Annotated in this window: 14 protein-coding genes; 3 read left to right on the forward strand and 11 right to left on the reverse strand. The window is 39.4% G+C overall.

Features of this window, described 5'->3' with window-relative positions; genetic code table 11:
- Nucleotides 1-164: 164 nt before the first annotated feature.
- The gene (locus H5120_RS13930) at nt 165-1,391 is read left to right on the forward strand and encodes an EAL and HDOD domain-containing protein (protein ID WP_182675076.1); all 1,227 of its coding nucleotides are present in this window, start codon (nt 165-167) and stop codon (nt 1,389-1,391) included.
- Between the two features lie 147 nt (nt 1,392-1,538).
- On the opposite strand, the gene H5120_RS13935 is transcribed toward H5120_RS13930, so the two are convergent.
- From H5120_RS13935 to ccmA, 10 genes are read right to left on the reverse strand one after another with little or no spacing between them, the layout of a single operon-like run.
- Complete coding sequence (locus H5120_RS13935) at nt 1,539-2,270, reverse strand: VacJ family lipoprotein (RefSeq protein ID WP_182675078.1); 732 nt, start codon at nt 2,268-2,270, stop codon at nt 1,539-1,541.
- Nucleotides 2,271-2,279: 9 nt separating this feature from the next.
- Complete coding sequence (gene ccmI, locus H5120_RS13940) at nt 2,280-3,533, reverse strand: c-type cytochrome biogenesis protein CcmI (RefSeq protein ID WP_024595353.1); 1,254 nt, start codon at nt 3,531-3,533, stop codon at nt 2,280-2,282.
- Entirely contained in the window at nt 3,534-3,995 is a 462-nt protein-coding gene (locus H5120_RS13945) for a cytochrome c-type biogenesis protein (protein WP_182675080.1), read from the reverse strand.
- Nucleotides 3,995-4,564, reverse strand: coding sequence for a redoxin family protein (locus H5120_RS13950; RefSeq protein ID WP_138488719.1), 570 nt, complete (start codon nt 4,562-4,564; stop codon nt 3,995-3,997). Before H5120_RS13950 ends, H5120_RS13945 begins: the two co-directional genes overlap by 1 nt.
- Entirely contained in the window at nt 4,561-6,531 is a 1,971-nt protein-coding gene (locus H5120_RS13955) for a heme lyase CcmF/NrfE family subunit (RefSeq protein ID WP_182672316.1), read from the reverse strand. The genes H5120_RS13950 and H5120_RS13955 overlap by 4 nt, the downstream gene beginning before the upstream one ends.
- A 2-nt stretch (nt 6,532-6,533) precedes the next feature.
- Nucleotides 6,534-7,013, reverse strand: a complete 480-nt coding sequence (ccmE, locus tag H5120_RS13960) for a cytochrome c maturation protein CcmE (RefSeq protein ID WP_002959283.1) — start codon at nt 7,011-7,013, stop codon at nt 6,534-6,536.
- Entirely contained in the window at nt 7,010-7,213 is a 204-nt protein-coding gene (gene ccmD, locus H5120_RS13965; protein WP_002959284.1) for a heme exporter protein CcmD, read from the reverse strand. Before ccmD ends, ccmE begins: the two co-directional genes overlap by 4 nt.
- Nucleotides 7,214-7,215: 2 nt before the next feature.
- On the reverse strand, nt 7,216-7,953 hold the full coding sequence (locus H5120_RS13970) for a heme ABC transporter permease (protein WP_182675082.1): 738 nt from the start codon (nt 7,951-7,953) through the stop codon (nt 7,216-7,218).
- The gene (gene ccmB / locus H5120_RS13975) at nt 7,953-8,639 is read right to left on the reverse strand and encodes a heme exporter protein CcmB (RefSeq protein ID WP_182675084.1); all 687 of its coding nucleotides are present in this window, start codon (nt 8,637-8,639) and stop codon (nt 7,953-7,955) included. Before ccmB ends, H5120_RS13970 begins: the two co-directional genes overlap by 1 nt.
- The gene (gene ccmA / locus H5120_RS13980) at nt 8,639-9,259 is read right to left on the reverse strand and encodes a cytochrome c biogenesis heme-transporting ATPase CcmA (RefSeq protein ID WP_152609331.1); all 621 of its coding nucleotides are present in this window, start codon (nt 9,257-9,259) and stop codon (nt 8,639-8,641) included. The genes ccmB and ccmA overlap by 1 nt, the downstream gene beginning before the upstream one ends.
- 103 nt (nt 9,260-9,362) lie before the next feature.
- Between ccmA and H5120_RS13985 the strand changes: the two genes are divergently transcribed.
- Nucleotides 9,363-11,816, forward strand: a complete 2,454-nt coding sequence (locus H5120_RS13985) for a flagellar hook-length control protein FliK (RefSeq protein ID WP_182675086.1) — start codon at nt 9,363-9,365, stop codon at nt 11,814-11,816.
- A gap of 2 nt (nt 11,817-11,818) precedes the next feature.
- Nucleotides 11,819-12,127: an EscU/YscU/HrcU family type III secretion system export apparatus switch protein gene (locus H5120_RS13990; protein ID WP_182675089.1), complete on the forward strand. Its 309-nt coding sequence runs from the start codon at nt 11,819-11,821 to the stop codon at nt 12,125-12,127.
- 30 nt (nt 12,128-12,157) lie between these two features.
- Here the strand turns inward: H5120_RS13990 and H5120_RS13995 are convergent, their stop codons facing one another.
- The gene (locus H5120_RS13995) at nt 12,158-12,559 is read right to left on the reverse strand and encodes a DUF2802 domain-containing protein (protein WP_024595394.1); all 402 of its coding nucleotides are present in this window, start codon (nt 12,557-12,559) and stop codon (nt 12,158-12,160) included.

Below are 12,559 nucleotides of genomic sequence, written 5' to 3' on the forward strand. Positions count from 1 at the left end.
GAATAATTTTAAAGCGAATTGGTGAAATATAATAAATTAAATACAAGAAACACCTTAATTTTTAATGATAATTTATTAATCTAGCAAATATACGTAATGCTATTTTGAGTCTTTTGCCATATATTATTACAATAACTAATTAGATTACTCTTACGGAACTGTTTATGTATTTTTACGCTGCACGCCAACCTATTTTAGACAGAGATAAAAAGCTCATCGGATATGAACTTTTATTTCGCGATGGCGTTGATAACGTATTTCCCAATATAGACGGTGACGAGGCAACTACACGACTAATTGAAGGTAGTCAGTTTAATTTCGGCTTAGAAGATTTAACCGACAATAAACCCGCCTATATAAATTTCACCCTAGAGACGCTATCAAAGGGCTATCCAACACTATTGGGCAAAGATACTGTAGTTGTAGAAATCCTTGAAACTGTGCAACCTGGGAAGCGATTATTAGCCATAGTGAAAGATCTAAAAGATAAAGGTTACACTATTGCTCTTGATGACTATATTCATCAGCCTGTTTGGCGCCACTTTTATCCATTTATTGATATTATTAAAATAGACTTTTTAGCATCTGATATAGATACAATAAAAACGGTTCTTAATGATTTAAAACTGCACTCGCATATTAAGTTACTTGCCGAAAAAGTAGAAACCTATGAAATTTACCAACAAGCTCTAGAGCTTGGTTTTGATTATTTCCAAGGATTTTTCTTCTCAAAACCTGAAATGGTACAAAGTAAGGCTCTACCGCCTTCAGAAATGGCATTAGCTGAATTACTTTACGAAACATCAAGCGTTGATATGGATCTTAAAAAAATCACTGATGTGTTTGAGCGTGATGTAAACCTATCTTACAAATTACTTAGGTATTCAAATTCTGCTGCCTTTGCAAGGCGTGCTGAAATAAGTACCATTAAGCAAGCCCTTATAGTGCTTGGTGCTAACGAAATTAAAAAACTATTATCATTATTATTTGCAGCGCAAGTATCAGCAGATAAACCTGTAGAGCTAATTAGGCTATCGCTTACGCGCGCTCGTTTTGGTGAGTTACTCGCTATATCCCATGGACAATTTAAAGATACCGGCATGGCATTTTTAACCGGTATGATGTCTCTTATGGATGCTATTTTAGATGAGAGTATGCAAAGCGTTATGAAAAAGCTTCCACTTTCGAATGACATAAAAGCAGCCTTATTAAACGATGAAGGCTTGCTGGCAAAATATTTAAACTTAGTTAAGTATTATGAACAAGCTAACTGGTCAGCCGCAAACGAATTAACGAAAGAGCTAAACCTAGGTGAAAAAGTTCCTGATGCCTATCATGAAGCACTCACTTGGGTTAATGAGCAAATGCAGTTAATAGTTAACGAAAAATAAGTAACCCGAACTCTGGTTAAGGTATTTACTAATATATTGAATCATAATGATACTTAAGTTTATTTTTCTCTAGCCAAAGTTCAGATTATATATAAACAGTCAATAAAAACGCCAGCATTTAGCTGGCGTTTTTATCATTGGCTTCAATTATAAACTTTCTAAAAAGTCTTCATCAAAATCAGCTGGCTCTTCTTTTATAGGTGGGTTGCCATCGTACAGCTCATAAATTTGACGCTGGAAGTAAATATCTTTTACAAATAAGTACGGATCAAGTGAATCATTTAATAGCCCTTCTTGTGGGATTAATGATGCACGCGCCTCAACTGCTTTTAAAACAAATACTAAAATAGTTTGTGGAGTCGTTAGCGCAACTTCAGGTAATACAAAGTTATCGACTACATCACCGGTCAGGTTACGTGCTGTTTTTGGCCCCATACCTGGTAGCATTAAATAGGCGCCATCACCTACGCCCCATACACCCAACGTTTGTCCAAAGTCTTCATCGACTATTTCAAGACCTAGTGAGCTTGCAACGTCAAAGATACCAAACAGACCGACAGTAGAGTTAACTAAAAAGCGTGCTAAGCTCACACTTGCATTACCCGGTTTACCTTGCAAACCCGCATTGATCATATCTACAGGTGCGGTGATATTACCTGTAAAATTAACAATACCGTTTCTTACCGGTACAGGCGTTACTTCAACATAACCTACAGCAACTGGGCGCAATAAATAAGCATCCAGTACATCCATATTAAAGTCATATAATGGACGATTAATACTTTGCAGCGGATCTCTGTCATCTACTTTGCTTTGAGGTACTTGAGCACAGCCGGCTAGTATCAATAAACATAAAAAAGTAAAACTGTGTTTTAACATCTAACGTCCTTAAGGTATTAATGTATCAATTTGAAGTTGGTAGTCACTTACACTTTCACGCTTTAACGCCTGTGAATGACCTTCTAGCTCACCAGAGCTTGGCATAACAGAGTCATCGATAGAAATACGTGCCGAAATAATAATATTTTCTGCACTAGATAAGTTAAGCCCTGCAACCATTGCACTACTATCACTCAACTCAACTGTAATTGGAAATGAATATTTAGTCAGCTTAACAGCAGCCAATGGCATAGGTGAGCCAGTTGCAGCTTTTGCAAATATAAACAAAATACCGTCTTTTGGCTGTTTATCAATAAGCTCTTTTGCAATGTCGACTGTAACTGCAATAGCACCCGTTGTAGTAGTAACTGGCATAACTGAGCCTTCACTTTGCATTTGCTGCTCAATATCAGCAATACGTTCTGAGATCATGTTATAACGTGAATCATTTTTTTCCATGCTCGCCAATAAAACTTCAAATGCAGTTTTAGCTTGCGGCCAATCTTTACGCTCATACGCTATCAGCGCTAGTAACGAAATAGCATCTAAATTAGTAGGCTCAACGTTTAGCACTTTTGAAAGCATACCTGCCGCGCGAGTCATATTAGCTTCGCTACCTTCAAGTAATAAAACCTGACTGTAACTAATAAGAACCTGCATATTATCAGGGTTCATACGTAGTGCTTTATCAAATGACTGCTGCGCCATGTCAAATTCATTAAGCGACATAGCCACTCGACCAAGTAGCATCCAAGCAACTTCATCATCGCCAGAGCGGCTAAGTTTAGTACGAAGCGCCAATGCAAAAGCCTGCAGCTCATTTTGACTAAGCGGCTCACCTTTTTGCATTACAGCACGCTCGCCATAATCAGCTAAATTATCCATTGCGTCATGCCAAGCCGAAATTTGCTGCTGACTGCCTGTAAAACTATAAAAAATCCCTGTAAGTGCAAGAACAAATGCACCGCCTGTTAAAGCAAAAATACGGTTATTACCTTTGCTGTTAAGTGATTTCTCTGGTGATAGCTCGTTCAATAAGCGACGTTTTAATTCAACAATTGATTCTGCGTGATTTACGCTATCAATGCGTTGATTATCTAAATCAGTTTGCAAATCGACTAAACGCTGCTCATAAATACTAATTAATTCAGCATTGGCGTTATGAGTAATCGTTTGAACACGCTCTTTTTTTAAAAAAGGTATCATAACAAAGCTAAGAGCAACCAGTGTGAGTAAGGCAAAACACGCCCACATTAAAATCATTTAGCTTTGCTCCTGACGTTTATTTTCATCAATTAGCTTCGCTAGCAGCATTTCATCGTCGCTGCTCCATGTTTGTTTTACTGATGCTTTTCGTTGGCGAATAACAATAAAACCAAAGCCAACAATTACAATTAATACCGGTAGTACCCACAGCACTAAAGTCGCTAGTGTAACAGGTGGGTCGTAATGAACAAAATAACCAAAGCGGTCAATCATATAATCAATCACTTCGTCTTTGCTTTTACCTTCTTTAACCAATACGAGCACTTTATCGCGCAAGTCTTTAGCAACAACAGCGTCGGAGTCCGCAATGTTTTGATTTTGACACTTAGGGCAACGTAGTTCTTTGGTTAACTCTTCAAACAATATTGCTTGTTTGTTGTTATCAAATTGATAGCGATCTTGCTGTGCAAACGCACCCATGCTTACAAAAAGGCTAAGCGTAAGTAGTAACCACTTCATTATTTAAGCTCCTGCATAATTGGCGCAAATTTAGCTCGCCATACTCGCGGATTTATATCACCGGTGTGATGCAACAAAATAGTGCCTTTTTTATCGACTAAAAAAGTTTCTGGCGCACCCGACACGCCTAAATCCAACGACAAAGTACGGTGTAAATCTAAAATATTAAATTGGTAAGGGTCACCTGCACGTTGCAGCATATCAGTGACTTCGCTGCGAAGTGATTGCATATCAAACGGGCCATCAAAATCAGCGTCGTAACCTTGTACGTAATATAGTCCAATAATTTTAACGCCTTGCTCACGTAACTTAGTTAAATAACCAAGTTCGACTAAACATGTTGGGCACCACGTACCCCATACATTTAATAAGTAAACTTCACCTTTTAACGACTCGTTAGTCCACTGCTTATTGTCTTGCATTAAATCAGGTAAATTAAATGCTGGCATTTCTTGACCTAACCGCCCTGTTTGAATTTCACGAGGGTTGGCAAAAAGACCTTGGTATAAAAATACACACACAAAAGCAAACACTAAAAGCGGCGCAATAGCTAAAATTTTACGGTTCATAAAACACTCTCCGGAACATCTTTACGGGCTGTTTTAGCTGATGTACGGTAACGTTTATCAAACAAAATCATGAAACCTGCTAATGACATAAGCACGCCACCAATCCATATCCAGCGTACAAATGGTTTATGATAAATGCGAAGTGACCATGCATCACCACTTAATTGCTCACCTAATGCTAGGTATAAATCACGTTTAAAACCGGCATCTATTGCCGCCTCAGTCATAAACTGCATACCAATGTCATATTTACGTTTTTCGGCGTGTAAACGTGTTACTAGCTCATTATTTTTAAGCACAGATACAACGCCCGCATGACCGCTGTAGTTTGGCCCACGAATAGTTTTAACGCCATCAAAGCGATATTCATACTCATTAAGCTGTGCTATCTCACCCGGTTTCATCGATACATCACGCTCTACTGAATAAGCCGAGGTAAGTGTTACGCCCGCAATAATAAATGCAATACCAATATGCCCAAGTACCATAGCCCAGTAACTTACAGTAAAGCGTTTTAAGCCTTCTTTTAAGCTCCCGTGCACAGCTGCTTTGGTGTAAATATCAATCCCTGTTGATATTGCAATCCAAACCGCCAGTGTTGTCGCTAATAACGTAAGTGGTTTTACTAAATCGTAACTCGAGAATAACCAAGCGCAGGTAATCACAACACTTGCTAATACGCCCATTAATATTTTGTTTTGCAAAAAAGCCCACTTGTTTTGCTTCCAACGTAAAAGTGGTCCGATCCCCATCAAAATAGCAAACGGTACTAAAATTATTGCAAACATCTTATTAAAAAACGGTTCGCCAATAGAAATGCTACCTAAGCCCATTTCTTTATGAACCATTGGCAACAATGTACCTAACATAACAATTAATGTAGCAACAACTAAAAATATATTATTGAGCCATAAGGCCACTTCGCGCGATACCAGCTTGTATCGTCCTTCACTGTGAACTTGTGACACACGCATTGCATATAACGCCAAGCCACCACCGACAACGATGCCTAAAAAGGCGAGTATAAATAAGCCTCTATCGGGGTCTGTAGCAAACGCATGTACCGATACAATAATACCCGAGCGTACAATAAACGTACCTAGCAAACTTAAAGAGAATGCTGCAATTGCGAGTAATACGGTCCATGATTTAAATATACCGCGCTTTTCTGTCACACTTAATGAATGCAGTAATGCGGTTGCAACAAGCCAAGGCATAAGCGCTGCGTTTTCTACTGGATCCCAAAACCACCAGCCGCCCCAGCCTAGTTCTGAATACGCCCACCAGCTACCAATAGTAAGACCTAAACCTAAGAACCCCCATGCTGTCATCGTCCACGGGCGTGACCACTTAGCCCATGTGTTATCAAGTTTACCTGTTAACAATGCAGCTATAGCAAAAGAGAAAGCAACCGACAGCCCCACATAACCCATGTACAGTAATGGTGGATGAATAATCATACCTGGATCTTGAAGCAGCGGATTCAAATCACGCCCTTCTACCGGAAAATAAGGAAGCAGACGCTCAAACGGGCTTGAAAGCAGTAAGGTGTACATCATAAAACCTACACCTAAAAAACCAAGTACACCCAGTACGCGAGCACGTAATACCCAAGGTAATGATTTAGAACGCGCTGCTACAGCAGCAGTCCAACCCGCTTGCATTACTAACCATAATAAAATAGCACCTTCATGACCGCCCCACGTAGAGGTGATTTTATAGTACCAAGGCAGCGTACTACTTGAATGATACGCTACGTAAGATACGGTAAAGTCGTCTGTTAAACTTGCATAAATAAGTGCAGCAAAAGAGATTAGTACAAAAGCAAACTGGCCTATTGCTAAAGATGGAGCCGCACGCATTAATCGAAGATTACCAGTATGCGCGCCCCAAAGAGGAAAAATACACAGTAAAACGCTTAGCACCATGGCAAGCGTTAAAGAAAAATAACCAATTTCTGGGATCATAGCTAATTACCACTATCTAAGTTGTATTTTGGTTTTTCGTGCTTAATACCTTTAACTGCCTCTGCAACTTCTGCTGGCATATATTCTTCGTCATGCTTTGCTAGCACTTCAAATGCTTCAATAACATTAGGCTCGACTAATACGCCCTGCGCTACAATGCCTTGCCCCTCACGAAACAAGTCTGGCAATATGCCTTGATAACGCACAGTCACTAATGGACCTGTATCTATTAGCTTAAAGCTTACTTGTAAGCTTTGTTCATTACGCTCAACCGTGCCTGGCACAACCATACCGCCAATACGTAACTTTTGACCTATATGTGGTTTTTCTTTGTTAGGGCCTTTGCCATCAATTAATTCGCTTGGCGTATAAAAAAGATTAATATTTTCTTGCAGTGCATAAAGCACTAAACCAATTGACCCACCAATACCAAACAGTACGGCAATGATTACCAATAGGCGCTTTTTACGTCTTGGATTCATGAGATTTGTTCCTGCTTAGCTTTTTTAATTCGCGCTTCACGTATTATTTGTTGCTCCACTGAAGCCATAATACGTTTGGTGTCTCTCAAAGAGTTCACTAAAATACCGAGTAAAATAAGTGCGCATGTACCAAAAGAAAGCCAGACATAAAATCCATAACCTCCCATTGCAATAAAATCAGAAAAAGAGTCAAACTGCATAATTACCCCTTATTTAACAACGAGCGCACCCACGGTCGATGCTTTTCACGTTGCAAAATTTCATTTTTAAGACGAATTAAAGTCACTGTTCCAACAAAAGCAGCAAAGGCTAAAATATTAACCATAAGAGGCCAAAACATACTTGGATCTATTGCTTTTGTGTCTAGCTTTGTAATGCTTGCACCTTGATGTAACGTATTCCACCACTCAACAGAGTAATGAATAATAGGTAAATTAATTACGCCAACAATTGCTAAAATAGAAGCCGCACGCCCTGCTGACTTCTTATCTTCAAATGCATGGTAAAGCGAAAGCACGCCAAGATATAAAAATAATAAAATAAGCTCAGACGTTAAACGTGCATCCCATACCCACCAAGCACCCCACATAGGTTTACCCCATGCAGCGCCAGTAATAAGCGCTATAGCAGTAATACATGCACCAACAGGCGCAATAGCAATAACAGCAAGCTCGGCATTTCGTAGTTGCCATACAAGTGCAACAACAGCTGCAATAGCCATTGATGAGTAAGCGCCCATAGATAAAATGGCAGAAGGCACATGAATAAAAATGATACGGTAGCTATCTTTTTGTTGGTAATCGGCAGGTGCAATACCAAGCCCCCATACCCATCCAACAATCATACTAACTACGGTAACTACGGCAAAATATGGCAGTAACGTATTGCATAACTGGTATGCACGCTCTGCTTTAGCATAGGGATGTAACCACTTCCACATTAACTTACACTCACTTTTAAAGCTGACGATATGGCAATTGGTGCGCTAATAATAGCAATAAGTAACATTGCACCAAGGATGGCAAGCTGCCCACTATAATCCAGTGACATTGTACTGGTATCGATAGCCGACGTTGCAAAAATCAAAACAGGAATATACAAAGGCAGTACGAGTAAACTCATCAAAATACCCCCTTTCTGTAATCCTACAGTAAGCCCTGCGCCTATTGCGCCAATAAAGCTCAATAGTGGAGTGCCTAATAATAATGTTAAAACAGTCGCTGTTAACGCCGTACTTTCTAGGTTTAACAACAATGCAAATAGCGGGGTCATTAATGCAAGCGGTAAACCTGTTACCACCCAATGAGCAGCCACTTTAGCAAGTACGGTTAGCGATAATGGATAAGAGGATGCAATTAACTGCTCCAACGAGCCATCGTTAAAATCATCCCTAAACAACTTATCTAAGCCCAACATGGTAGAGAGTAATGCGGCAACCCAAATAATACCTGGCGCCATTCTCGCAAGTAGACCGGGCTCAGGCCCTATTGCTAACGGAAATAATGAAATTACAATTAAGAAGAATAAAATAGGATTTACAATTTCGGCGCGCTGGCGAAACGCAAGTTTTACATCTTTGGTAAATACCGCACTAAATAGCAACCAATAAGAGTGTTGACGAGTCATTAGTGGCGATACTCCAGTGTAACCGTTTGTAAGTTACTAAAGTGGGTCGTTAAGTCTTGGTGAGTCGTTAATAAAATAGCACCACCGCTTTGTAAGTGTTCAGTAAATCGCTGCTGTAAAAAGGCGACCCCGCTTTTATCAAGCGCGGTAAACGGCTCATCAAGTACCCATAATTTAGCATCACTTAACCAAAGCCTAACAAGCGCTACACGTCTTTGTTGTCCAGCAGATAACATTCTAACGGGTACGTCTTCAAGTCCAACAAGGCCAAGTTGCGCTAAAATAGGATATAAATCAGGCTCATTTATGTAGCCATTAATTTGTAACCAGTGGCGAACATTTTCAACTGCACTAAGCTGAGTACTTACACCTGTTTTATGCCCTATAAAAAGCAGCTCTCTGGCATACTCTTCATAGTACTTAGATATAGGTTGATCTTGGAACAAAACAGACCCTTCATCAGGCACAGAAAAGCCAGCAATAATACGCAATAGCGATGTTTTACCAGCCCCATTAGGACCCGCTAATTGCATGATTTGACCGCTATTAAGGCTAAAATTAAGATCCGCAAACAAACAACGATCTTGCTTGATGCAGGTGACGGACTTAATGTGTAACAAGATGACGATTCTCTCTGCCAAAAATTAGGCGTTAGTCTACCATAATGATAGGGTAATACGAATATTGCTTTATAATCGATTAACAAAAACTTGATTTAAAATAATGAATACACCAACGCAAATAACATTATCTAACTCATTGGTTATCAATCAATCTGCTCACAGCCAGACCAATGAGTTACCACAGTTACCTAGTGAGGTACTTGCGGCTAAAAACATCCAATTTTCGAAAGACTCGATTACGCTTGATGTATTTATTGATAAGCATTGGCAAACATTAAGGCTTGGCACTTCAAGCGCACCACAAAACCTGCAAAAAATAGTCAGTGCTAACATACAAATCAGCCCTGATGGTAAGCAGCTCAACATCTCGCCAAACAGTACAACCCTTACTTTAAATCAGCCAGTACAATTACAGCGCTTGTTAAATTATGTAAGCACGGGCACTGAGGTACAAAGCCAACCAATGGATGTACAAGTTGCTGTATCCCCTTCTCCCAAGTTAGTTATTGATAAACTCAACGCAAATATTGCCATAAATAAAGACGTAGCCCAGTTACTTACAACTGAACAGCCTTTAAAAGTAGTTGTTAGTACGACTAATAAAGGCGCACAGATTAATGTTATTAACCGCTTTGCTGATACGGTTCACTCGCAACCACTTAGCCAAACTAAACTTACTAATTTACTCGCGGCCTTATTACCCAGTGCGCAGCTTCAAGTAACACCAAAACTGGCTATTTTAACTCATCCTCAAAAGTCAGGTTCATTTACAACACCTATTACTAATCAACAACTTGCCGAGCTACCTAATACACCTATTAAAGTAAATTTAGTGAACCAGGCAGATAAGTTATTTATTAAAACCGATACAAACAATATAAAAGTAACGCTTAACAACTCATTCTCAAAACCATTTAACGAGTTACTTTTGGCGCAAAAAAGCAATGCACCTGAAGTAGCCGTTTCTGCGAGTAATATTAAAGTAAATCCATTATTGACCCTAAATAGCCCAATAAAATCGTGGCTACAAAATAGTTTTAGTGATTTAAAAACGCGAATTAATGATGCGGTTAAATATTTTGAAAATAAACCTTTTGCTACAACAAGTAAATCTGAGCTAACGCAGCTATCAACTTCGCCCACGCAACAAAAAACGCCTTTAGCTATACAGCTGAGTGAATCACCGCTAAATAGAGTTAACATTACTCAAAGTGTAAGTAATGCGTTAAATAACAATACGAGCAATATTTTGCCAGAGCACTTTTCAAGGCTCCCGCCGATTGTACAATTAACGCAACTAATAAAAGGAAGTGTTAGTATTTGGCAAACACCTGCAAACACATCAACAACCTACACGCCAATAACAAATAATACTACCCCAGGTGAAGTGGCGAGCGCTAAGCCAAGTGATTTAAAAGCAAGCCAACCAAAACCCCTTATTACTAGTGAAAGCAGTAAATCAAACACCTTGCTTAACCCTACCAATGAAGTAGCCACTAAGGGACTTACCACCTCCTCAGCACAGCTTGCAATAAACGATAATAATCAAAACAACACTAGCACAGTGAACACTAAAAGCATTACCTTGTTAACTGAGCCGTTATCTAATGCGCCCTCTCGTAGTCAAATGCTACAACCAATAGAAGCAAAACTATTAAGTACATTATTAAAGCTTCCTGATGCCACAACCCCTACAGATAGGCTGGCTTACAATAAACAACTTTTAAGCAGTCAAATTACTGATATTACAGATAAGGCAATAAAAGACACCCCTGATTTAACTCGCTTAATTAATCAGGCATTTAACCGTATGGTTTCAAGTAATAACATAAACCCTGCAACCATACAGCGTGAGATACTTGCAACTTTACAGCCCACTCAACTAGCGGGTGATATGCTGCAAAGTAGTTTCACTAAAGGGCTTGAACAGGTGGCTGTGAGTATTTTAGCTGCGCCTCTGATTAGCCAATCAGTAACGCCTATCAGTTTTAATAATCAAACTGGCTTAGATGCTCTCTTACAAGTACTTATACCTACTTTTAAAATGGGTAACACGGGAGCAAAAATGCTTGAACAGCTTCAACAAGCTCAAGTACAAACTTTGGCCAGCGAAATCGTACACGTTAAAAACACACTTACCCAAGTAAGTGTCTCGACGCCAAATCAACAGCCAGACACAAACCCGCTTGCACAATTTTTATTACCGATGAGATTACCTCCAGAAGCAGCCCAAACAGAAATAACACTTGGACAGTATAAAAAGCCAAGCGCCGGTAAATTAGAAGATAAAAATGTATGGTTTGTCAGATTAAACTTTGATTATGCCCAACTTGGGCAGCTACAAATTACTGCAGAGTTAATGGATAAAGCACTCGATTGCCAGCTATTAGCCTCGAGCCAAGAAGTAAGTGCAATTGCTCACCCTCACTTAGATAATTTAAGATCAAAACTAGCTAAACATGGCTTACAAGTTGGCGAGCTCAATTTAAGGCGAGGCGATGCCAACAATCAGGCATTCTATAAATCTCACGCAATTATTAATATTAAGGTTTAGCTATGAGTGAAACACCGATTAATAAGTCAGCCATTGGGCTTTTGTACGAAGCTGGTAACACACCCACTGTAAGTGTTAAGGGGTTTGGTGAATTAGCTGATGAAATAATAGCAGCGGCTAAACTAAAAGGAATTATGATCCACGAAGATGCAGCACTTGCTAAAACGTTGTCGCATTTAAGCTTAGGGGAAGAAATTCCTAAAGAGCTTTATTATGTTATTGCAGAGCTTATTGCGTTTTCGTATGTATTAAGGGGTCAATTTCCGCCAGGTTGGCAGGATTTTCAAGGTAAATTAAATATTAAGGCTTGAGCCAATTTATTCGCACATAAACTAAAGGCGCTAAGCACCTTTTTGTTTATGTAGTGAAAATAGTAATTCGGCTTCTGCTCGCGGTAATTCGCACTCGCGTATTACTTCATCAAGGTCTGCACCTAACTCAACCATTTTTACAGCACGAGAGTAAATTTTAGCATCAGGGTCATCGTATTTTTGCGCCGCTTGCTGTTGCATTAAATCTTGGTTTTGTTGTTCAACTTCAAGCACTCGCTTACCAATACTTAAGAGCCCGGTTCTAATCTCCGAAATTTCACTGCGCAAAATATGAGTCTGCTCAGAGCTATCTTTAAGCTGCTGCGATACAGCATTAATTTCATTCGCGTGTTTATTTTTTAATGCAATAATTAACGCCAGCGATATAAGTCCTACCGCTAACGCTGATATAGCTATACTAAGTAACACCAT

Origin of the sequence: Pseudoalteromonas sp. SR43-2 (genome assembly GCF_014163885.1) — a bacterium.
GTDB classification, from domain to species: domain Bacteria; phylum Pseudomonadota; class Gammaproteobacteria; order Enterobacterales; family Alteromonadaceae; genus Pseudoalteromonas; species Pseudoalteromonas distincta.

Coding starts and splice junctions, on each gene's coding strand:
- ccmE (WP_002959283.1), bottom strand. CDS start 7,013: ATGAATCCAAGACGTAAAAAGCGCCTATTGGTAATCATTGCCGTACTG.
- H5120_RS13930 (WP_182675076.1), top strand. CDS start 165: ATGTATTTTTACGCTGCACGCCAACCTATTTTAGACAGAGATAAAAAG.
- H5120_RS13955 (WP_182672316.1), bottom strand. CDS start 6,531: ATGATCCCAGAAATTGGTTATTTTTCTTTAACGCTTGCCATGGTGCTA.
- ccmB (WP_182675084.1), bottom strand. CDS start 8,639: ATGACTCGTCAACACTCTTATTGGTTGCTATTTAGTGCGGTATTTACC.
- H5120_RS13950 (WP_138488719.1), bottom strand. CDS start 4,564: ATGAACCGTAAAATTTTAGCTATTGCGCCGCTTTTAGTGTTTGCTTTT.
- ccmI (WP_024595353.1), bottom strand. CDS start 3,533: ATGATTTTAATGTGGGCGTGTTTTGCCTTACTCACACTGGTTGCTCTT.
- H5120_RS13935 (WP_182675078.1), bottom strand. CDS start 2,270: ATGTTAAAACACAGTTTTACTTTTTTATGTTTATTGATACTAGCCGGC.
- ccmD (WP_002959284.1), bottom strand. CDS start 7,213: ATGCAGTTTGACTCTTTTTCTGATTTTATTGCAATGGGAGGTTATGGA.
- H5120_RS13945 (WP_182675080.1), bottom strand. CDS start 3,995: ATGAAGTGGTTACTACTTACGCTTAGCCTTTTTGTAAGCATGGGTGCG.
- H5120_RS13990 (WP_182675089.1), top strand. CDS start 11,819: ATGAGTGAAACACCGATTAATAAGTCAGCCATTGGGCTTTTGTACGAA.
- H5120_RS13970 (WP_182675082.1), bottom strand. CDS start 7,953: ATGTGGAAGTGGTTACATCCCTATGCTAAAGCAGAGCGTGCATACCAG.
- H5120_RS13985 (WP_182675086.1), top strand. CDS start 9,363: ATGAATACACCAACGCAAATAACATTATCTAACTCATTGGTTATCAAT.
- H5120_RS13995 (WP_024595394.1), bottom strand. CDS start 12,559: ATGGTGTTACTTAGTATAGCTATATCAGCGTTAGCGGTAGGACTTATA.